The 20,789-nt window shown below is 40.7% G+C and carries 20 protein-coding genes and 4 pseudogenes; 15 read left to right on the top strand and 9 right to left on the bottom strand.

Annotated elements, in window-relative coordinates; translation table 11 throughout:
• Nucleotides 1–344 precede the first annotated feature (344 nt).
• Nucleotides 345–1,495 (top strand): IS3 family transposase gene (locus tag M3221_RS23640; RefSeq protein WP_251274520.1). Its coding sequence is split into 2 segments (ribosomal slippage): nt 345–615 and nt 615–1,495, totalling 1,152 coding nucleotides; the frame shifts between segments, so codons are not numbered across the junction.
• 91 nt (nt 1,496–1,586) lie between these two features.
• On the opposite strand, the gene M3221_RS23635 is transcribed toward M3221_RS23640, so the two are convergent.
• From M3221_RS23635 to M3221_RS26945, 3 genes and pseudogenes are all read right to left on the bottom strand, one after another.
• On the bottom strand, nt 1,587–1,793 hold the full coding sequence (locus tag M3221_RS23635) for a LexA family protein (RefSeq protein ID WP_311316173.1): 207 nt from the start codon (nt 1,791–1,793) through the stop codon (nt 1,587–1,589).
• An 86-nt stretch (nt 1,794–1,879) separates the two neighbouring features.
• On the bottom strand, nt 1,880–2,980 hold the full coding sequence (locus tag M3221_RS23630; protein ID WP_251274518.1) for a GerAB/ArcD/ProY family transporter: 1,101 nt from the start codon (nt 2,978–2,980) through the stop codon (nt 1,880–1,882).
• 436 nt (nt 2,981–3,416) lie between these two features.
• Nucleotides 3,417–3,542: pseudogene (locus M3221_RS26945) on the bottom strand (IS3 family transposase); the annotation flags it as partial.
• A gap of 242 nt (nt 3,543–3,784) precedes the next feature.
• Here M3221_RS26945 and tnpB point away from each other — a divergent pair.
• Nucleotides 3,785–4,912: an IS200/IS605 family element RNA-guided endonuclease TnpB gene (gene tnpB / locus M3221_RS23620; protein WP_251274516.1), complete on the top strand. Its 1,128-nt coding sequence runs from the start codon at nt 3,785–3,787 to the stop codon at nt 4,910–4,912.
• Here the strand turns inward: tnpB and M3221_RS23615 are convergent.
• From M3221_RS23615 to M3221_RS27115, 3 genes and pseudogenes are all read right to left on the bottom strand, one after another.
• Complete coding sequence (locus M3221_RS23615) at nt 4,872–5,345, bottom strand: hypothetical protein (protein ID WP_251274514.1); 474 nt, start codon at nt 5,343–5,345, stop codon at nt 4,872–4,874. The two genes, tnpB and M3221_RS23615, sit on opposite strands and share 41 nt — an antisense overlap.
• A 168-nt stretch (nt 5,346–5,513) precedes the next feature.
• Nucleotides 5,514–5,624: pseudogene (locus M3221_RS27120) on the bottom strand (IS30 family transposase); the annotation flags it as partial.
• A gap of 108 nt (nt 5,625–5,732) precedes the next feature.
• Nucleotides 5,733–5,999: pseudogene (locus tag M3221_RS27115) on the bottom strand (GNAT family N-acetyltransferase); the annotation flags it as partial.
• A gap of 514 nt (nt 6,000–6,513) precedes the next feature.
• On the opposite strand from M3221_RS27115, the gene M3221_RS26940 reads away from it, so the two are divergent.
• The 3 genes from M3221_RS26940 (at nt 6,514) to M3221_RS23600 (ending at nt 7,891) form a co-directional block, all read left to right on the top strand.
• Nucleotides 6,514–6,645: a YetF domain-containing protein gene (locus M3221_RS26940; protein ID WP_396395380.1), complete on the top strand. Its 132-nt coding sequence runs from the start codon at nt 6,514–6,516 to the stop codon at nt 6,643–6,645.
• 89 nt (nt 6,646–6,734) lie between these two features.
• Nucleotides 6,735–7,265 (top strand): histidine phosphatase family protein, encoded by a 531-nt coding sequence (locus M3221_RS23605; RefSeq protein WP_251274510.1) that lies wholly within the window; start codon nt 6,735–6,737, stop codon nt 7,263–7,265.
• 176 nt (nt 7,266–7,441) lie between these two features.
• A complete protein-coding gene (locus M3221_RS23600; RefSeq protein WP_311316172.1) occupies nt 7,442–7,891 on the top strand; it encodes a DinB/UmuC family translesion DNA polymerase in 450 nt (149 codons plus the stop codon).
• A 277-nt stretch (nt 7,892–8,168) separates the two neighbouring features.
• Here M3221_RS23600 and M3221_RS27110 read toward each other — a convergent pair whose 3' ends face one another.
• From M3221_RS27110 to M3221_RS26930, 3 genes are all read right to left on the bottom strand, one after another.
• A complete protein-coding gene (locus M3221_RS27110) occupies nt 8,169–9,032 on the bottom strand; it encodes a transposase (protein ID WP_251274506.1) in 864 nt (287 codons plus the stop codon).
• Nucleotides 9,022–9,246, bottom strand: coding sequence for a transposase (locus tag M3221_RS23590; RefSeq protein ID WP_311316171.1), 225 nt, complete (start codon nt 9,244–9,246; stop codon nt 9,022–9,024). The genes M3221_RS27110 and M3221_RS23590 overlap by 11 nt, the downstream gene beginning before the upstream one ends.
• A 231-nt stretch (nt 9,247–9,477) precedes the next feature.
• Nucleotides 9,478–9,705 (bottom strand): transposase family protein, encoded by a 228-nt coding sequence (locus M3221_RS26930; protein ID WP_396395372.1) that lies wholly within the window; start codon nt 9,703–9,705, stop codon nt 9,478–9,480.
• Nucleotides 9,706–9,984: 279 nt separating this feature from the next.
• Between M3221_RS26930 and M3221_RS23585 the strand changes: the two genes are divergently transcribed.
• The 10 genes and pseudogenes from M3221_RS23585 to M3221_RS23540 all read left to right on the top strand — a co-directional run bounded on the left by M3221_RS23585 (nt 9,985) and on the right by M3221_RS23540 (nt 20,348).
• On the top strand, nt 9,985–10,359 hold the full coding sequence (locus M3221_RS23585; protein ID WP_251274502.1) for a MerR family transcriptional regulator: 375 nt from the start codon (nt 9,985–9,987) through the stop codon (nt 10,357–10,359).
• 167 nt (nt 10,360–10,526) lie between these two features.
• Nucleotides 10,527–11,369: an SDR family NAD(P)-dependent oxidoreductase gene (locus M3221_RS23580; protein WP_251274501.1), complete on the top strand. Its 843-nt coding sequence runs from the start codon at nt 10,527–10,529 to the stop codon at nt 11,367–11,369.
• Nucleotides 11,370–11,817: 448 nt separating this feature from the next.
• The gene (locus M3221_RS23575; protein WP_251274499.1) at nt 11,818–12,798 is read left to right on the top strand and encodes an aldo/keto reductase; all 981 of its coding nucleotides are present in this window, start codon (nt 11,818–11,820) and stop codon (nt 12,796–12,798) included.
• A gap of 147 nt (nt 12,799–12,945) precedes the next feature.
• On the top strand, nt 12,946–13,689 hold the full coding sequence (locus tag M3221_RS23570) for an SDR family oxidoreductase (RefSeq protein WP_251274497.1): 744 nt from the start codon (nt 12,946–12,948) through the stop codon (nt 13,687–13,689).
• A gap of 46 nt (nt 13,690–13,735) precedes the next feature.
• Entirely contained in the window at nt 13,736–14,443 is a 708-nt protein-coding gene (locus M3221_RS23565) for an SDR family oxidoreductase (RefSeq protein WP_251274495.1), read from the top strand.
• 1,301 nt (nt 14,444–15,744) lie between these two features.
• On the top strand, nt 15,745–16,464 hold the full coding sequence (locus tag M3221_RS23560; protein ID WP_251274493.1) for an SDR family oxidoreductase: 720 nt from the start codon (nt 15,745–15,747) through the stop codon (nt 16,462–16,464).
• 214 nt (nt 16,465–16,678) lie between these two features.
• Nucleotides 16,679–16,885: pseudogene (locus tag M3221_RS23555) on the top strand (SulP family inorganic anion transporter); the annotation flags it as partial.
• A gap of 48 nt (nt 16,886–16,933) precedes the next feature.
• Nucleotides 16,934–18,022: an alpha/beta fold hydrolase gene (locus M3221_RS23550; protein WP_311316170.1), complete on the top strand. Its 1,089-nt coding sequence runs from the start codon at nt 16,934–16,936 to the stop codon at nt 18,020–18,022.
• A 667-nt stretch (nt 18,023–18,689) separates the two neighbouring features.
• Nucleotides 18,690–19,810 (top strand): IS3 family transposase gene (locus tag M3221_RS23545; protein ID WP_251274491.1). Its coding sequence is split into 2 segments (ribosomal slippage): nt 18,690–18,939 and nt 18,939–19,810, totalling 1,122 coding nucleotides; the frame shifts between segments, so codons are not numbered across the junction.
• A gap of 226 nt (nt 19,811–20,036) precedes the next feature.
• Nucleotides 20,037–20,348 carry a hypothetical protein gene (locus tag M3221_RS23540; protein ID WP_251274489.1) on the top strand — a complete coding sequence of 104 codons (312 nt, stop codon included), beginning with the start codon at nt 20,037–20,039 and terminating at the stop codon, nt 20,346–20,348.
• Nucleotides 20,349–20,789 lie beyond the last annotated feature (441 nt).

Below are 20,789 nucleotides of genomic sequence, written 5' to 3'. Positions count from 1 at the left end.
GCTTTGCGGTGCCATATTGGTTTTGACCAGGCGCGCGCAGAGCTCGCAGCCATGTTTAAAACGACTGATTAAATGACAGTCTGCAAGAAAAGGGATTCGCCATTTACACAAAATTATTGACGGTCCCCAAACACTCTTCCTCACTTGATTACCTCTCTATAACTAATTGAAATGATTCATGATTAAGTGAATGTCAATTTCACTTTTGGAATACAGAAAGTAAAAAAGAAGGAGCAATAACAGTCTTCAGGGGCTGACCCCATAGAGTGAGACAAATAAAAACACCTTTCAGTTGAAAAACGGGTATGTAATTACCTAAAAAAACAACTTGGAGGTGTTTTTCTGTGGGCACAAGAGTGAGCTATCCAACAGAGATAAAAATGAAGGCAATGGAAATGCGATTAGCCGGGATTCCGGCCAATCAAGTCATGCAGGAATTAAATATTAGGCACCGTTCACAACTCATAAGGTGGGTGAAATGGTATCAAAACAAGGAAACCTATCGGTTTGAACAGCCTGTAGGTAAGCAATATGCCTATGGGAAAGGACCGGAAGGTGAAAATGAAGCAGAGAAACTGAAGACAGAAAATCGTTTTTTGAAACAACAGATTGAAGTCTTAAAAAAGTACAAAGAATTGGAGAGGAAGTGGTACCAGAAGTAGCTGTAGAATTAGTTGATGAGTTGAAAAAAGAGATGCCCATTAAGGAAATCTGCAGTCATCTGGGCATACCAAGATCTACTTATTATCGCTGGAGGAAGAAGAGCCGGATAGAAACTTCCAGGCAGGCGATTGAACGAAAAATCGGCACGTTGTGCCGGGAGAATAAATTTCGATATGGCTACCGTAAAATCACTGCCTTATTAAAGCGGGAAATCCCTATAAATCATAAAAGGGTGCAGCGTGTGATGCAGAAGTATGGCTGGCAGTGCCGGGTGAGAGTGAAGAAACGCAGGCAGACGGGACAGCCTTATCATATTGCCGACAATCTTTTAAAAGGTAATTTTCAGGCAAGTCAGCCCCTTCAAAAGCTTGTCACAGATATTACGTACTTGCCTTTTGGGCAGAAACCGCTGTATCTTTCAAGTATCCAGGATTTATATAACGGCGAAATCATTGCGTATTTGATCAGAGACTTTCAGGATACAAACTTTGTGCTCGATACCCTGTCGCAGCTTCCTCCTCTGCTTGGAGAATGCATCCTTCATAGTGATCAGGGATCCGTTTACACATTTTATGCGTACCAGCAGAAAGTCAGAGAAAAAGGCATTATCATGAGCATGTCCCGTAAAGGGACGCCCGCTGATAATGCCTCCATCGAATCGTTTCATTCCTCACTAAAGTCTGAAACGTTCTACCTCGACAACCTGGAAAGCACTACGACGGCCATCGTAGTGCAAACTGTTGAAAGGTATATTCACTACTATAACCATATCCGTATTCAAGCGAAATTAAACAACCAGCCGCCGGTTGCGTACCGGCAGCTAGCTGTTTAAAAGGTGCTTTGATCCTTGTCTCACAGACAGGGGTCAGTCCCTCATGCTGTTGTTGCTCCTTTTATCTATTAAGCATTTAATTTCAATGGAGTTATTGTGCTTTTTTTATAACGTTCAATGTCCGCGGCTTTCCCTGTTCCCAGGTTACGTATCCGGACACCTTTAAACGATCAAGATGGCCCTTTACGGTTGAACAAGAATTTAACTCAACCGCATCATCTATTTCACGAATAGACGGAGGATATTTTTTTGCACTTACATAGCCATCTATAAACTGGAGCTTTTTTTCCTGGTGTATAGACAGTTTTTTTTAGCATAGGCCATTCTCCTTTGCTGTGCTTTTCCTGCTGCTAAGGCAAAGAGGAACGACAGTCCACCATTTTCTCATCCTGTACCTTCTCGCTTTCGCATAATAACGGCGACAACAAGTAAAAATAAAGGAATGATAAACAAAAAACCAAGAGCGGCCGAGCTGATGAAGCCGCCAAGCATTTTGATCGACTCGGCATTACTCGTATAAACAGCCAGCGGTATAATGAGAAGACCGAAAATATAAACAGCCGTTTTATGGTGCTTCGCTTTAGTGATGTTAGCTGCACTCATTGCAGCTAAGTACAGGTAGTTCATAAACGAAGTAATGGAGAAACCAGCCCAAAAAGTAAGAAAAATAAGATCCAGCCGTTCTACGATGCCCAGTTCAATTGATCTAAGCATGTAAATAACTGGTTCTGGGACGTGCTTTAGCTTAGCTTCGCTAAAATAGGTAAATGCGCAAAGCGTCAGCAATGTATAAATAATCGTGACAACCAGGCTTGCTCCTGCAGCAGCTTTCCATTTTCCTTTGTTGTTCGCCTGAGTAAAGGGAAAAAGCCAGAGCAGCATTTCGATTCCAGCTAATGAAAAAATCGCTTTCTGGGCTCCTGCTGCTATATCCTGGATACCGGAAGATGCAATAGGCAGTAAATAATAAACATTCAAGTGGTTCCATATAAAAATAAAGACTACAAGCACGCTAACCATTAAAAAGGACACCACTATGTGAAAGCGAGCAATAACCCTGATATCCTCCTGAATCAAATAGATCGTAATCCCAGTAATAATAACGGCGAAAACAACGGACGGTGTTCGTGGAAATGCCCAGTCTGCTGTAATGGAAAGAAAAACTGCTAAAACCTGGCTGGCGACCATGAAAAAGAAGAGCATATAAAGCGCTATAATAAGTACACTGATCACACGTCCGACTATGAGCGGCAGAAATTCAGGCAGTGCCTTGTTGGGAAAGCGGGAAGCCAGCATCCAAATCACGATAATCCCTAATTGCATGAAAAAACCCGCAAGCAGGATCGATAACCAGCCGTCTTTCCCTGCGGCTTGATGCACGTCGTATGGAAGAGAGAGAATTCCGACACCAACATGGGTCTGCAGCATAAAGAAAAAGAGCTGCCAGGTTGAAATGCTTGCTTCCCTTTTCATTTTTTCACCCACTGTCTTCCTTCTACTTTTTTTAGCGTTTGTAGCTTGCTGTCATAGGACCGCTTCATTAATTTCCGCCAAGACCGCCGATCAAATGCATCTTTTAAACCCTTCCACCGTAGCGGTGAGAAATATGGTATGCCAAGAAAGAACATCTTGTATAAATAGACCAATAAAAACGGCTTTCTGAATACAATGCTTCATCCTGCTGCTAAAATGACATCACCTATTGCCCCTTTTTCAGTAGGATGAGGAAGATCCGGTATTTTATGCATAAAAAAGAATCGGCCTAGGCTGGCAGACTGCCTCTGTTTGTGAAACAATGTACGCGACTTTAGGCATCAAATATTGTTGCAAAAGAAGTACAAATCAGACGGCTGAACTGTGTGAGCACTTTTTCCGGCTGTTCAAATCGGTGAAGTTCACCTGATTTGTACCATTTCATTCATGGTTTAAGCTGCGTCTTGTTTCGGATATTTAACTCATTTAAGACTTCTTTGACCGGCACTCCAGCTAATCTCATTTTTACAGCCTTCATTTTTACTTCCACTGGATAACAGACTCTTGTCCCCATAGAAAAAAACACCTCCAAGTTAGTTTTTTAGGTAAGTACATACCCGTTTTTCAACTTAAAGGTGTTTTTATTTATCACACTCTATCAGATTTTACTGAAAGAGTACCCCCGCTTCCATTTCGTCAAGGGCGCAGCCTAGAAATAAGCGGTGGGGTGAATGTCAGTTTTGCGAAGCAAACGTTTTTAGTTTTGTCTTACTTTTGGTATAATTTGTATTATATCTACTAAACGAGGTGAGTAGAATGCTGGTTAACAAAGCCTATCGCTTTCGCCTATATCCAAACAAAGAACAAGAAGGGTGGATTGCGAAAACCATCGGCTGTTCGCGTTTTGTGTTCAACCGCTTCCTTTCCTTATGGAACGAAACCTATCAAACAACCGGAAAAGGCTTATCGTACAGTGCCTGTTCTTCCCAGCTTACACAGCTAAAGAAAGAATTAAGCTGGCTGCAAGAAGTTGACTCACATTCCCTGCAGTCATCCTTGAAACATCTTGCAGACTCATTTGGCCGTTTCCTCAAGAAGCAAAACAAGGCTCCACGATTTAAGAGTAAGAAAAATAAGGTTCAGTCTTACACGACAAATATTGAAAAAAAGAACCAGCTTCCAGAGGTAAGTATTGCAGGCAATCGCATGAAACTGCCTAAGCTGGGGTGGGTTCGTTTTGCGAACAGCCGTGACGTGCGAGGCCGCATTTTAAACGCAACGGTACGAAAAAACCCCTCCGGCAAATACTTAGTTTCTTTGCTTGTTGAAACAGAGGTGAAAGACCTGCCCAAAACAGATTCCACTGTTGGGATTGATGTCGGCTTAAAAGACTTTGCCATTCTCTCGAATGGGAAAGTGTACAAAAATCCAACATTTTTTAGAGCGTTAGAAGAGAAGCTGGCCAAAGCACAGCGTGTTCTTTCCCGCCGCCAGCGCCTGGCGATTCAGCAAAAAAAACCTTTATCAGAAGCGAAAAATGTACAAAAACAGCGTATGAAAGTGGCACGTATTCATGAACAGATTGCGAACGCACGGACTGATTACTTGCAAAAAATCACGACCGAGATCATCAAAAACCACGATGTCATCGGGATTGAGGACCTGAAAGTGTCAAACATGCTGAAGAACCGTACATTATCCAAAGCAATCAGCGAAGTTTCCTGGTCGGAATTCCGCACGATGCTGGAATACAAAGCGAAGTGGTACGGCAAGAAGGTGATCGCTGTTGATCCTCACTACACTTCCCAAAAGTGTCACTCATGCGGACATACAGCGAAAGAAAACCGTCGAACACAAGCGGTATTTATTTGTGTTTCGTGCGGTCATTCCGAAAACGCGGACATCAATGCTTCCCGGAATATCCATGACTTAGCCATTGTTTAGCCACACCAAATGAAAGTTTCTCTAGTTCTTGAATTTTGAGGGCACTCTTCTGATGCTCTGTAGTCTCGATAGCAGTACCAGTTACTTCAATAACCTGTGAATCGGCCATTACTGGAATTAATAAAGCGAGATAATGAAATCCATTTACATTTTCTTCATAGTTAATAATGCTGCCGTTCCAGGCTGTTTCATAAAAATGATATTTCTCATTCGCTTTATCTTCACGGGAGAGCTCATGCAAGGTTTTGCCAACGATACATGCAGGAGAAAGTCCTACTTTTTTTAGAAATTCACCTTTAATAAATGTATAAACAAAATCGTTATCTTTCTTTATAAATTTGAACACAAACCCATTTGGTGTTGGGATAAGAGATTTGTGGTCGAGTTTTTTATTTTGAATATCCAGACTATTTACGATGTTATTATGAGCCATATTTGTATCCTCTGATTTATTATGATGGTTAATAAGTTCAATTTTCGTAATTTGATGCGATAATTTTACATTATATACTAATTTCTGCTCTGTTTTTCTTTATAAAATAAAATTTCATGTTAGAAAATCTCACAGGATCAATAAGGTCTTTTTTTATTGGATCATTTGTCAATTTAAGTGCAACACTTCGTCAATAAACGCTTCGTGTGGCGTACGCCAGCCCAGGCACTTACGCGGCCGGTTGTTGAGCAGCTGAAGAGCCCGGCCCAGCTCGTCATCTCCCATTACCTTCCTCGAATCAGCAAGGAGGGGAAGGTACATAGCCTGGTAGGTTTCCGGCACCCAGATGTAGTGATGGACATACTCTGTGAGAAGAAAGCCGCATGATTGCCAAAAGTGGATACGTCTTCTATTATCTGGTGTTTCCTCTGACTCAGCCTCAATAATTAATTTCTGATACACCTCATCACCTACTTTCTTTCGCAGGTAATCAACAAAGTGTTTGCCAAGTCCATGACCTCGCTCTTTTTCAGATACAGCCAAATAGTCGATGATCATCACCCGGTCAGATACGAGTTTCCCTGTAAGAGCCATAACAACCGCTCCCGACTCGTTGTACGCCACATGAAGCTCAGCAATTCCTTGTGCAAACATATTTTTGATAATCTTAACCGGCTTGGCTCCCTTATCTCCAAATGCCTCCATATAAAGGGGGTTCGCGTCCTGCCAAAATTCATCATCCCAAGTGCCTACGGTTTTAATTTTCATAAAGATTTCTCCCGCCTAATGTGTTGTTCCTGTTTTACCATCAAATCCAAGTTCTACATTCTTAATACACCATTAAGCAGCAGTCATTTGACTATCATGTTCAGTGACAATCAGGTCTTTTGATTAAATTAGTCTTATTCTTCTTTAAGAGTTTCCCAAAATTGCTGGAGCTTTCGCAAATCTTCTTCACTCGCATTTAAAAGATCGTATACCAATAGTTGAGCTTTGAATCTTGAATGTTCAAATCATTTCAGCTGAAATAGTTCATCAAAAAAACGCCATCCTTTATCGTAAACTGCCTATGGTAAACATAGCATTTTTTGTTTGGATTATGATTTTAACTTAGCTTGATGGGCATGCGGCAGGACCCCTAAAGGAGTCAGATACGGGGGGAAAGGGTATAGGCTTAATTGACGAAGGAGAGATTAACAAAGGAATCCTTAACGACGTAGGCAAATCAAAAAAATGGCTATATGGTGAGCTGGAAAAGGAAGGGTACTCAAATATTCAAGATATTCTATATACAGAGTGATCTAAATCTGAAGGATTTTTCGTTAAAACTTATGGTGAAAACGAAAAAAGTAATGACGTTGTGAGTAAAGGAAGTTAGGAGCGAACCAAATGGACAAAACAGTATATCTGGTCAGGCATTGCCAAGCTACAGGAAAAGAGCTGGATGCGGAATTGACTGAAGAGGGAAAAGAACAAGCGAAAGAGCTTATGCACTTTTTTGAAAAGCGGAATATTAAGCACATCATTTCCAGCCCGTTCACACGGGCTATTCAATCCGTCAAACCAACAGCAGACAGCCTGGGCTTGCAGGTAGAAATGGACGATCGGCTTGCTGAGCACAGGTTGATTTCGAAAAACATAAAAGATTGGTTGGAACGTCTTAAAGAATCCTTTCGGGATATGGACCTGAAAATGGCCGGCGGAGAATCGAGCCGCGAAATAACAAAAGGGGGAATGGAAGTGCTTGAAGCAGCAACCGACGGCACCGTTCTATCCACTCATAGCAATATGATGGGACTTTTGTTGATACGAATTGACGGCATGTATGGGTTCAAAGAATGGAAAGAATTGTCGTATCCGGATGTCTACGAAGTGAAATTAAAAAAGGATACCTATTACGTAAGGAGAATCTGGGGCTGAAAATTTTTCAAAAAATAACCCCTTGATATCTTTTAAAGTGCACCCCCTAAAATAGTAACGGTTTTCAACGTCTATTCTAAGAGGTGCACTTCAACATATTATGTTGCATTGGTAAAGCCCCAGATCTTTTGAATCTAGGGCTTTTTTAGGCTACTCATACTTGTAAGGAAGGTGAAATTATCATCGTTATTAAAGAAATGACAGAGGATGTTGCGATGCGTTTGCGCCAGCATGGAGCTGCTGCAGCGGGGATTGCTCTTGGCATATCTTACAGCCGGGATATTGAGGACCGCGGCTTTCGGCATCAAATATTGCTTCCACGAAGCACAAACAAAACAGCTGAACTGTGTGAGCACTTTGTTCGGCTGTTTAAAAGATATTGGGACGGACAGCCAGTACGTCAGATTCATGTAGTTTGCAGCAAGCTGCAGCCGGCGGGGCACGAACAAATCGACTTGTTTACGCCGCTGGATCTGGATGAAAGACAGCATATTTTAGACGAAACGATTGATCAAATACGGGATCGTTTTGGCAAAAAGGCAATTTTTCATGCTTACAGTTTGATGAAAGGAGGGACGTATTTGCAGAGGGCAGGGCATGTAGGTAGCCACAAAGGAATGTCCTAATGATTAAAACCAATTAGGAAAGAGAGTGCAACTACTCAATCCATTTAACCTCTAACTTTAAATATATATTTATATAAAAATAGGATTGACGTCATTTTTCTCCCATTACCGGCCATTCATGTCCTGCTAATTACTAAGCAATTTAAAGGAGTCTTCTGATCTGTAATGCGATAAAAGGACAATTGTCAGTTCCGCTGTTAAAATGGTTCTCCCGGTATTTTGGTGAACCTTATCATAGGTATGTATAGACTCTGTCTGTCATTTTTTCAGAATAGAATCAACTTGTTTGAAACAGAACTTTCTGGCGAAGAAGGTCAAAGCTCATACGGCCATACATCTGCCGCTTGATTACCTTAATTCGATTTACATGGCCTTCAACCAAGCCATTGCTCCAAGAATATAAAAAGGCATTTTTGACAGCTGCCCAGTCAGAACGGAGATACTGGCTAAACTGCTGAAATTCATCGATACCGCTTTGTGAAGCCGCATCTATCCATTTCTCAAATATGGCCAAACTTTCCCGGTCTGTCATCAGTTTGTGGAAACGACTTAGAAGCGATCTAATTTTCGCCAGCTCCGGGTCCTTTTTCATTACTATCTGAATAGCTGTTTCTTCTTCGGGAGAAGAAGCGAGCTTAGACCAGAGATAAGCATGCAGCCTGCTTCTAGACAGTTTCACCACCTTATTTCTAGGGGAAACTTGTCCTTTCTTCTTTAAGGTAAAAATATAGTCTCTTAGTGACGAGAGTGATTTTTGATAGCCTTCCTTCTGAATAATGGCGAAAATAGCCGGAGTGGCCAGATTCTGTTTAAGCAGCTCCAGAATAATAGGCTGGTAAGGATCTGCGCTGTGATGTGACCTTCGCTCATGCCGGATTGGTTCTTTTAATTGGATATACTTTCGAACTTTTTTACGGTCCAGTGAAAAGGTCCGGGCGATTACAGAGATACTCACTCCTTTATGATACTGCGCCTGTACCTGCTGGGCCAGCTGCCACTTTTTCTTCTCACTTTCCGTCCATTCTCTCTCTGTAACGGCAGGAAGCAGCGGTTCTTTCTCAAGCGGAATGGGTATGGAGATCGCTTTTGAAAACTTGCGCTTTAATAAGTGGTCTATTTTTTGGCTAAGATTAGAAAACAAATGCCATCGGTCCGTAACCTGAAGGGCCTGTAATGGCTTTTGCGTACTCCATCGATCCGTCCCGGGAAACAACCTGAATCGAGGGATGCTGGACTAGCCAGCTTTTTACCTCTTCTACCGTGCGGCTTTCCAAGAGATCAATCGGCTTTCGGTTCGTTAAATCGCAGATAAGACTGCCGTACCGCCTCCCCTTTTTCAATGCCCAGTCATCAATACCAATGACAGCTGGAGTATCTGCTGGAAGAATCTCTTCCTTTCGGACGAGCGCCAGAAACGTGTCGGCACTGACAGGAACACCATAGTGGCAGGAAAGGCGGCTGGCAGCTTCAGCGCTGAGCGAAAAAGCAAGCTGCTTTAAAAAAGCGTCGAGCCTCTCTATACGCCGGCAATAAGAATTCCACCAGCCTGGCCGCCTTTCCGTAAAGATTCTTTGGCTGCAGTCCGGCTAATCGCAGAAAAACTTCCTGGCCTTGACATGAAGAACCACAGCCATAGACCGGATCGGCGTATCCTGAAGAGTACGCCAATAACGGCTGTGTATGCGCCTCGAAATTTTGTGACAAGAAGGGCAGGGATTATTGGACGAAATTGGCTGAACATATAGATGAACACAATCAGGCGTTTGAGCAGTATGCAGAAAAGTCCATTCCGAATCAAACAGCTGAACATTCATGACCATTCGCCTCCTGGGGAATCGATTTACTGCTATAATTCCCCGCAAAAGGCTTCACCAAAATACCGGGAGAACCATTTTAACAGCGGAACTGACATATATCTCCTTTTTAAAATTTTTCTAACGAAATAAATCAAAAAGATCGTTAGAACGTCATATACAGAGGAATAAAAAAAATCTTGCCTTAGAGTGAACTCTAAGCATTATTCTTTCATTGTGTCACATATTAAAAAAGAAAGAACAAATAGACATATCAGATTTTAATGGAGGCGATTCATATTGACATATTCGATTAAAGAATTTTCTGAAATGGTTGGGGTAAGCGCACATACATTAAGGTTTTATGAAAGAGAAGGATTAATAAAAATAGAAAGAGACGATAATAATAACAGAATTTACTCGGATAAAGACAAATTATGGGTTGAAACTTTGCTCCACCTAAAAAAATCGGGGATGTCACTAAAAGACATGAAACAATTTATCATGTGGGGGTATATGGGGGATGAAACAATGGAAGAAAGGTTAGCACTACTTAAAAATCATCGCAAAAAAGTAGAGGAAGAATTCGAGAAGATTCGTCAAAGTTTAGAGTTTCTGGATACTAAAATAAATTTTTATGAAAATGAATTAGGAAACTGTTTCTCTGAAAATTAAGCAGCCAGTTGTTTTTTCATTTGCGTCTTTTTGATAAACCTCGAATCGACAGCTTTCTAAATCTTTTTTTCGAAAAAAAAACTTGCTTTAGAGTCGACTTTAAGGATTAATCTATTCTTACTCCCATTGAAGGGGAAAAAACTACAGAAAAATCAGGAGGAAACATTATGACAAACAATAAAGTTTGGTTTATTACAGGCGCCGGACGCGGTATGGGTGTTGATATTACAAAAGCTGCTCTTGCAGCAGGCTATAAGGTTGTTGCAACAGGTAGAAATCCAGAAAAGGTGGCTAAGGTCATTGGTGAAAACGAAAATTTACTAGTTGTTAAATTGGACGTTACTAGTTCAACTGATGCTGCGGCGGCTGTCAAGACGGCAGTAGAGCGCTTCGGAACAATCGATGTGCTGGTTAATAATGCCGGTAACTTCTATGCGGGTTACTTTGAGGAACTAAGCCCGGCTCAGATTGAGAAACAACTAGCCACCAACCTTATTGGTCCGATGAATGTTACTCGTGCAGTACTGCCTGTAATGCGCAAAGCTCGTTCAGGTCACATTATCTCGATCTCATCAATAGCTGGTTTGGTTGGAGGAGAGTTCACTTCCGCCTACGCAGCTTCAAAATTCGCAGTTGAGGGTTGGATGGAATCAATACGCTTCGAGGTAGAACCTTTTGGTATTAAGACTACCATCGTCGAGCCGGGCTTCTTCCGTACAGAGTTGCTAGAGCCGGAGTCAAGAATCTGGCCTGAGTTGTCGATTGATGATTACGCCGAGCGTACAGAAAAAACTCGCACTGCATGGGAATCAATGAGTGGCAAGCAGGGTGGAGATCCGGCGAAACTAGCTAAGGCGTTGATTACGATCGCAAGCCAGGAGGAACCACCATTACGCTGGATCGCTGGGGCTGATGCAATAGCTGCTGCTGAGCAAAAGGTAGCAGATCTCCAAGAGCAGATTAACGCTTACCGCGATTTATCAACTTCTCTTGCATATGAGGATGCATAAATTACTAATTATCGAGTCGGTAATCGGTATACTGGTCATTGAGACACCGACATGGTTTTCTTCTCGTAATTATGTAATTTCAAGGTTTTAAAAGATTTCATTACTTTTATTGTAACTGTCCCAATTTTCTATTGTCTGGGGCAGTTTTTTTGTAGGAAAAGTGGTTAGTATAAATAAAGGAGCTATTAAGTTGAGAAACAATTTGAGTCAGATCAAAATCATTAGGAACATGGTGATTTTGATCTGACTTATTGTTTTCAAATATTGATGAACAGCAGCTGCAAGTATTAGTCTTTTTGCTAAGCCTAGGACAGACAGCTTTCTATATCAAGTTTTATTGGAGAGATAAAAACTTGCTTTAAAGTCGACTCTAAGGAGTAACCTATTCTTGTACTATTTAAATAAAAAAGGGTTTATAAACCTTTTTCAAAAAAAGGAGGAAAATAAAATGAAAACACGAAAACTCGGAACATTAGACGTATCGGAATTAGGATTTGGGTGCATGAGTATTAGCGCCAACTATGGGCCTCCTGCAGACAAAGACCAGGGCATAGAAACTATTCGTACAGCCTATGAAAAGGGTGTCACATTCTTTGATACAGCCGAAGTTTACGGTCCATATACTAACGAAGAGCTTGTTGGAGAAGCACTTGCACCTTTCCGTGACAATGTGGTTATAGCAAGCAAATTTGGTTTTGACATTGAAGGTTCGGAAGGTCTTAACAGCCGACCAGAACACATCAAGAAAGTAGTTGATGACTCACTTAAGCGCCTTAAAACGGACCGAATTGATCTCTATTACCAGCACCGAGTAGATCCGAAAGTTCCCATCGAAGAAGTGGCTGGTGCAATGAAAGATCTCATCAAGGAGGGAAAGGTTTTGCATTACGGCTTGTCTGAAGCGAGTGAGAAAACAATCCGTCGAGCGCATGCTGTACATCCTGTTACAGCAATTCAGAGCGAATACTCGTTTATGGAAAGATCTCCAGAACAAAACAGCGTACTGAAAACTTGTGAGGAGCTAGGAATCGGCTTCGTTCCATGGGGGCCAGTTGGTTTGGGTTATCTCACTGGAAAAATAGATGCTCACACAAATTTTGATCCAAATACGGATCTTCGAGCTGGCTTCTTTCGATTTACTCCTGAAAACTTAGCAGCAAATATGCCGGTTGTTGATTTGCTCAGAAGATTTGCAGAGAAAAAGAACGCTACACCGGCTCAAATTTCTCTTGCTTGGCTTATGGCGCAGAAGCCATGGATTGTTTCAATCCCAGGTACACGTAATATAGACCACCTGAACGAAAATTTAGGAGCTATAAATATTCAGCTGACACCAGCAGAACTTCGTGAACTTGAAACGAATTTCTCTAAAGTTAAGGTACACGGTGGTCGTATGAATGAAATCCACATGCAGAGTGTTGAGCAGTAACAGCAATGGTCCTTAACAATTACTAAAGTACACCCAGTTACTCCTGAAAAGATGATTGGTAAAGGAAATTCCCTTCCTCCATTCATCTAAGAAAAATAGAAAGTTGATTGTTCTATCAAGTTTTTTATAAGAGAGGATGTTATTTGAATGTCAAATATTCAAGATAAAGTTGTCATTATTACTGGTGCCTCTAGTGGAATTGGTGAAGCTACTGCAAAAGAACTTGCATCTAAAGGTGCGAAGCTAGTGCTAGCTGCTCGACGCGAAGAGCGATTAAAGAAGTTACAAGAAGAGATTCAACATAAAGGCGGGCAAGCCATTTACAAAGTGACCGATGTTGCCTCACACGAACAAGTGGAAGAGTTAGCTGATTATGCTCTTAAAGAGTACGGAAAAATTGATATAATGGTTAATAATGCGGGAGTAATGCCATTATCACCAGTTCATCAGAAAAAAATCAATGAATGGGATAAGATGATTGATGTTAACATCAAGGGTGTACTTTATGGTATTGCTGCTGTTCTTCCGTTCATGAGAGAAAGAAAAGAAGGGCATATCATAAATGTTTCCTCAATAGCCGGTCACTTAGTATTCCCTGCTAGTTCAGTTTATAGTGGTACCAAGTTTGCTGTACGAGCCATAACAGAAGGTCTTCGTATAGAAGAGGCTAGCAACAATATTCGTACAACCATTATCTCGCCAGGGACTATTGATACAGAATTACTAGATGCCATTTCAGATTTAGAATTAAAATCTGCATCCGTTGAAGCTAATAAAAAAGTTCAAATCGAGCCTGCTAGCATTGCTCGTACCATTGCATTTGCCATTGAACAACCATCAGATGTAGCGATTAATGAGATGATTGTTCGTCCAACCATTCAAGAACTCTAATGAATTGAAACAATGGATAAGACTCAATGCTAAAAGGAGGATTTACTTGTCACAGGATAAACAAGTTGCTTTTGTCACCGGCGGGAATCGAGGGATTGGATATGAGCTGGTTAAACAATTGGCTCTAAAAGGATTTAAGGTTGTTTTGGCAAGTCGGGATCCAAAGATGGGCCATGAAGCTGCGGAAAAACTTAAGGAATCAGATCTGGATGTTTCGTTTGTGATGTTGGATGTAGACAATCAAGAAAGCATCCGTCAAGCTGCGGTTACAGTAAGTGAGAGGTATGGAAGATTAGACGTATTGATTAATAATGCTGGTGTGTATTTGAATGTGAATGAAAAGTTATTGACTATGGACCCTTCCATTCTAGAGAAAACGATGAGAACTAATTTCTTCGGTGCTTACCATGTCATCCATTCCTTTATTCCGCTCATGGAAAAGCAAGGCTATGGGAGAATTATTAATGTATCTTCAGGATATGGGGCAATGAGAGACATGTCCGTCCAAGGAGCAGGTGCCTATAAATTGTCTAAACTTTCCTTGAATGGATTGACACAATTGGTAAGTGCCGAAGTCAAAGGAGATATCAAAATAAACGCGGTCTGTCCGGGATGGGTAAGTACAGATATGGGTGGACCATCTGCTCCAAGAACCCCAAAGCAAGCAGCTGAATCTATTCTTTGGTTAGCGACTATTGGACCTGATGGGCCTAATGGGGGGTTCTTTAGAGATGGAAAACGAATCGATTGGTAACATTATAGTCTAAACGAATAATTTTATGTATAAGGGTGGTTCTTTAAACTAACTTATGTAACGCGTCATCTAGCTACCTGTGATGCGCAAGGATCGCTCGGGTCACATTATCTCGACTCATCAATAGGTGGTTTGGTTGGGGCAGAGTTCACTTCGACCTATGTAACTTCAAAATTCGCACTTGAGGGTTGAATAGAGTCACTACGCTTCGAGGTAGCGCCTTTTGGTATTAAGACTACCATCGTTGAACCGGGATTCTTCCGTACTGAATTGTTGGAACCTGAATCTTTGACTTATGCAGAGCCGTCTATTGAAGATTATGCCGAGCGTAACGCTCAAAATCTCCTTTGGTGGGCGGAGCAGAACAGCGAACAGGGTGGAGATCCGGCGAAACTAGCTAAGGCGTTGATTACGATCGCAAGCCAGGAGGAGCCACCGGTACGCTGGAGCTGATTCAATAGCTATTGCTGAGCAGAAGGTAGCAGATCTCCAAGAGCAGATTAACGCTTAACGTGATTTATCAACTTCTCTTGCATATGAGGATGCATAAATTACGAGTTATCGAGTTGGTAATCGGTATACTGGTCATTGAGACACCGACATGGTTTTCTTCTCGTAATTATGTAATTTCAAGGTTTTAAAGAATTTCATTACTTTTATTGTAACTGTCCCAATTTTTTATTGATTTTGGGACAGTTTTTTTATGCGAAAAATGGTTCGTGTAAATAGGAGTGCTGTTAGGTTGAGAGACAACCTGGATCAAATTTTGTAAGTAGTTTGATTGAGCGTTAAGTTATACGATCGGGGGAATAAAAACGTAATCTTCCTCAAGTTCCTGGTGATATTCCTCAATTAATTGATAGTAATAGAAGCAGTATGGTAGAGGATGAATCGAATCGTTTGTGGCTCATACGATTTTTGTCCAATTAAGCGCCTAACGCATCTTCGAATAATTATAAAATGTGCTTGAGGACACCATGCTCCCTCATTAGATCTTATGAGGATATAATTTTCATTTTTTTATCCTGCCTAACGTTATCAAAATATTGATGAACAGTAGCTGCAAGAGTTGCTTCTTTTTGGTAAACCTCTCGTACAGACAGCTTTCTAAATCGTGTTTTACCGAAAAAAATAAAAAAACACTTGCTTTAGAGTCGCCTCTAAGAATTAACCTATTCTTGCACCATTTAAATACATGAAGGATTAATAAACCTTTACAAAAAAGGAGGTAAATAAAATGGAAACATGAAAACTGGAACGAGAGAAATGTCAAATATTCAAGATAAAAAGGAGTTTTAAAGGTGAAAGATAAAGTAATTATTATTACTGGGGCAAGCAGTGGAATTGGACGTGCGACGGCTTCACTTCTCGCTGAAAAAGGTGCAAAAGTGGTTTTAGGAGCACGTAGAAAAGAAAATCTTGAAGAATTGGCAGCCTCTATTGCTTCCAAAGGCGGGACAGCAACTTATCAAGTAACTGATGTAACAAAGCGCAACGATGTAGAAAACTTGGTTAAACACGCAGTAACTACTTATGGAAAAGTGGATGTTATGATTAACAATGCAGGGATTATGCCATTGTCCACATTAGATAAATTAAAGGTAGACGAATGGGAAAAAATGATTGATGTAAATATTAAGGGTGTGCTCTACGGCATTGCTGCCGTATTACCTTTAATGCAGGAACAGGGTTACGGACATATCATTAATACTGCTTCTACAGCTGCTCATACCGTAGTACCAACGGCTGCTGTGTACGCTGGAACAAAATTTGCTGTAATGGCTATTTCCGAAGGATTGAGACAAGAAGTTGCCGGGAAATTAAAGGTTACGGCAATAAGTCCAGGTGTTACAGAAACCGAGCTTGGACACGATATTACCGACGAAGTCAGCGCTGCTTTCTTAAAGGAAGGTCGTAAAATGGCTCTTCCTCCGGAAGTCATTGCTAATGCCATGGCGTATGCGATTGAGCAACCGGATTATGTGGATGTAAGTGAAGTTATTGTGCGTGAAAAGGGCTGAATATAAAAAAGCATCTACCTTGTGGTGTATTATTTACATGTTAAATAACGATTGTTCGATTATAAAATGAAGACTTTAATAATCTTTTTAGTCGATAGGTAATTTTTTAATAAAATTTACAAGTTGGATGTGCAAAGTAATACTTAAAATAGTGCGAATTATTAGTCAATGTGACAGGAGGGGCACAGAAATCTACAATTTCATATAACTTTTGGTAGCGGCAATAGGTTCGATTTTCGGATCGATTCCAAGTCAATTATTTAGTTTTCAATTTCCTAATATCACATGGGAGACAATTGTTATGCTTTTTCCTGCTGCTTGTGTGATTGCGATGCTAGGGAGAATTGAGTCTCTTTTATCGGCTTTAGCAACAGACAGTATGACGAATGGTAAACATAATAGCAACAAAGAATTGATTGGATTAAACCATAAGTCAACGAAATCAGTGATAAGTGACCCGACTATTAAAATGCATTTGAAAAAAGGAGGATTTGATATGAGAAAAATTAAGGCTTTTGCGATCGTTTCCATATTGTTTGCAATTTTACTAGCTGGCTTTAATGCGGGACCGACTGGTGGAAGTGCAGAGGCTTCAGGTAAAAAAGCAGGTAAAAAAAGTGGAGATGATAAAGTTACTATGGAAACTATTACGTTTAAAAATGGTGTATGGGATATGGCGGGGAACGTATTTTATCCAGAAAATTTTGATAAAAAACAAAAGTACCCAGCAATCGTGTTCACGCACCCGGGTGGTGGAGTTAAGGAGCAAACAGCAGGACTTTACGCAAAACGCATGGCGGAAAAAGGCTTCGTTACTTTAGCTTTTGATGCGAGTCATCAAGGTGCAAGCGAAGGCGAGCCGCGTTATTTGGAAAACCCAACAGAACGTGTGGGCGATATTTTTGCGGCGGTTGATTATTTAACGACACTAAAATATGTGGATAAGGAAAAAATTGGTGCGACTGGAATTTGTGCTGGTGGCGGTTACACAATTGCCGCAAGTACACTTGACCACCGAATTAAAGCGGTCGCTGGGATAAGTACTTACGATTTTGGAGCAGCTTTTCGGGATGGTTTTCCGAATGAGGGACAAGGAAATCCGGAAGACCAACTTGCTACTTTGAAATCTGCAAGTGATGCTCGTACAATAATGGCCAACGGTGGCGAACCAGTATATGGTACTTATGTGCCAAATTCTGAAGATGAACTTACGGATGATATGCCAACAACTGCAAAAGAGGCATATGATTACTACCGTACAGACCGTGCTTTCCATCCAAATGCACCGAATAAAATGTTGGCAACAAGTGCTTTATACCTTATGAACTTTGATCCGTACGCAAATATAGATAAGTTGCTGACACAACCGTTAATGCTAATTACTGGCGATATTTCAGAATCACGTTATTATTCGGAACGTGCGTATGAAAAAGCAGCTTCGAGTGATAAAGAATTGGTGATTGTGGAGGGAGCAACTCATGTAGATATGTATGATGTGCCTCAATATGTAAACCAAGCTGTTGATAAGATGACGACTTTCTTTAGTGAAAAAATGTAAATAAAAAAAAGAAGTCATCGCACCGACTTCTTTCAGACTGTAGACAAAAAGGTATTCAATTCATTGATTTTGAATTGAATACCTTTTTTCTTGTGTATTTTGTCAAAATAAAGCATCTTAGTATCCATTGGATATCGATTGTTTTATCTAATTATATCCAACATGCCAGCTTTTTAAATTCATGGCTGCAAAATTAAGCATCGTTTGGTGTTGATTTTTTTCTACCCCACGATACTTTCTTATGTCGTTTTGGAATAAAGTCTGATCAAAATCGATTGCGAGTGGTTTCTTCTCAGAAAAAGGGCAGAATATAAAAAAATGGTAGAGTTAAATAAGTGCAGCAAGCTACAACAGCCTTTGATCTTTAACAATCGGGCGCTTTTCTGTAACAAGGAAAGGGCCTTTCTTTATGTAAAGGGCCAGATTGTAGCATAAGGGATGAAGAATATTTTTTTAAAGTAGGAAGGGATTGTGAAGGAGTGTTATTAACCTTTAGGGTAGCTCAATAAAAAAACAAATTAGGTAAAATGAAATTGTAACTTGGTGTATAGTAAAAAGAAAAATTTCCCTTTATATCTAAGGGGTGGGAGTGGAGCGTCTACACTTATCTGGACAGAAAAATTAAGGTCACGTACACTTGACCTAAAACAGATGAGGAGCACCAAATATGACAAAGCGAGAACGCCGCACATTCACGCCCGAGTTTAAAAAGCAAATGGTGCAGCTGTACCAGAATGGAAAAACGAAACGAGCCATTATTGATGAATATGATCTGACTCCGTCATCTCTTGACCGGTGGATCCACCAGGATGAAACCTCCGGTTCTTTTAAAGAAAAAGACAACCGGTCTCCTGAACAGCAGGAGCTTTTAGAGCTTCGCAAGGAATTGAAACAGCTCAGAATGGAGAACGATATTTTAAAGCAAGCCGCGCTGATCATGGGACGAAAGTAAATGTCATCAAGCGAAACCAAGACAAATACTCGGTATCAACAATGTGCAGCGTCCTGCAAATCTCACGTAGTACGTACTATTATGAGGCAAAAGAACGTCAGTCAGAAGACAACGTAACAGGCGCTGTCATAGAGATTTTCAAACAAAATCGAAGTGCCTACGGCACGCGCAAAATCAAAGTCGAATTGCACAAACGTGGATTTATAGTTTCCAGGCGACGTATTGGACGTATCATGAAGGAACAAGGGCTTGTTTCTTCCTATACGGTGGCACAGTTCAAGCCACAGAAAGCTCCGTGTAATGAGTCAGCCCAGGCAAACGAATTGAAACGCGAGTTTCAGCAGGCAGAAGCCAAAAAAGTAGTCGTCAGTGATTTAACATACGTCAAAGTCAAAAACAAATGGCATTACGTATGTATCTTTGTCGATCTCTTTAACCGCGAAATTATTGGCTTCAGCACAGGCCCAAACAAAGATGCAAGCCTTGTCGCACGGGCTTTTTCTTCCATTCAGGGTGATCTGCGGGACATCCAGATGTTCCACACCGACCGTGGCAGTGAGTTTAAAAACCAGCTCATCGATGAAACGTTAGCGGCCTTCCAGATTGGCCGCTCTTTAAGCATGAAAGGTTGTCCATACGATAATGCCGTGGCGGAAGCCACATTTAAAATCATTAAAACAGAGTTTGTCAGCCAAATGAAGTTTGATAGCCTCGAGCATCTTACGCTGGAATTCAGTGATTATGTTAATTGGTTTAATAAGCGGCGGATTCATGGAACACTAGGCTATGTAAGCCCGATTGAATACAAACGATCGTCCCTTAAAAAGGCTGTCTGATTTAGTGTTGACAATCCAAAATCTGTTGGCCACGGGTTAGGGATTGCTCTTGGCATATCTTAATTTTAGATTTTATCAAATGCAGCATATATGTTTCAGAAGAGTAAAATGTAGAATAAAAAGACCGTGTACATTACTTTCTGAAATTATATATAATATTGAAAATAACTGTCTAAAAACAAGATATTTTTGCATTTCTCAAGTTTTCGTGAAGGAGAGTTGAATGATGACTAGAATTTTAAAATCGAAAAAAGATATTGAACAATTTTCTATTGATTTCCCCCATATAGCTTTTTACGATGAACAAGGAAACAAGCATTACTTTGTTTTTGAAGACAGGCAGCGAAATGGGAAGTGGACGCTGATGTTCAATCACCACACGAAGGCATGGACCATTCATGGAAAGGGTGAAACCTATTGCGATCCAGATGAACAGCTGCTGGAACCAACAGAAATGGTTCGGTTTATCTGGAAGAACCGTGGCTCTGTTAATAAAGCTTTGCGTCAGAAAGCGGAATCCGATAGTGAAACAGCATAATATAAAAATGTATGCTTCATTACTTCTCTTAACTTTGTGTTAGCTTTTTTCTTCAGTTGTATTCGTCATCACTGTGCTTGTATACATGGAGCTTCATTTGTCTTTGTATGTATATAAACAGGTATACAAAGGAGAGTGAAGAGAAGATAGCCTGAGCTGCTTGGAACAATTCGCAAGAAACAAAAGAAAACCGTTCTAACTGCCCGCTTGCCAAACAGCTTATATGACAACTTTAAGGAGCATTGTAATCTTCATAAGCTAAGCTATTTGTCTCCTGGTAGAACGCGGAACCACCGCTAATCCAAAAACAGCGAAAGATCCTTCAGCATACATGAGGGAATACACCAACGAAGAGGGTGTATTTACTGTAAATACAAAACCTGTCATTAAACATACAGTAGAAACAAAAAGAGTACAAGACGATTTACCGTCAAACAATGG

This window comes from Domibacillus indicus, from assembly GCF_023715895.1.
Lineage (GTDB): Bacteria > Bacillota > Bacilli > Bacillales > Domibacillaceae > Domibacillus > Domibacillus indicus_A.
The sequence above is the reverse complement of the archived record's forward strand: the minus strand, read 5'-3'. Positions and strand labels throughout refer to the sequence as shown.

What these genes read in the sequence shown, in the direction of transcription:
- tnpB (WP_251274516.1), top strand. Translation starts at nt 3,785, where the DNA reads ATGCTGGTTAACAAAGCCTATCGCTTTCGCCTATATCCAAACAAAGAA.
- M3221_RS23615 (WP_251274514.1), bottom strand. Translation starts at nt 5,345, where the DNA reads ATGGCTCATAATAACATCGTAAATAGTCTGGATATTCAAAATAAAAAA.
- M3221_RS23605 (WP_251274510.1), top strand. Translation starts at nt 6,735, where the DNA reads ATGGACAAAACAGTATATCTGGTCAGGCATTGCCAAGCTACAGGAAAA.
- M3221_RS26930 (WP_396395372.1), bottom strand. Translation starts at nt 9,705, where the DNA reads ATGAATGTTCAGCTGTTTGATTCGGAATGGACTTTTCTGCATACTGCT.
- M3221_RS23580 (WP_251274501.1), top strand. Translation starts at nt 10,527, where the DNA reads ATGACAAACAATAAAGTTTGGTTTATTACAGGCGCCGGACGCGGTATG.
- M3221_RS23575 (WP_251274499.1), top strand. Translation starts at nt 11,818, where the DNA reads ATGAAAACACGAAAACTCGGAACATTAGACGTATCGGAATTAGGATTT.
- M3221_RS23570 (WP_251274497.1), top strand. Translation starts at nt 12,946, where the DNA reads ATGTCAAATATTCAAGATAAAGTTGTCATTATTACTGGTGCCTCTAGT.
- M3221_RS23550 (WP_311316170.1), top strand. Translation starts at nt 16,934, where the DNA reads ATGCATTTGAAAAAAGGAGGATTTGATATGAGAAAAATTAAGGCTTTT.
- M3221_RS23540 (WP_251274489.1), top strand. Translation starts at nt 20,037, where the DNA reads ATGACTAGAATTTTAAAATCGAAAAAAGATATTGAACAATTTTCTATT.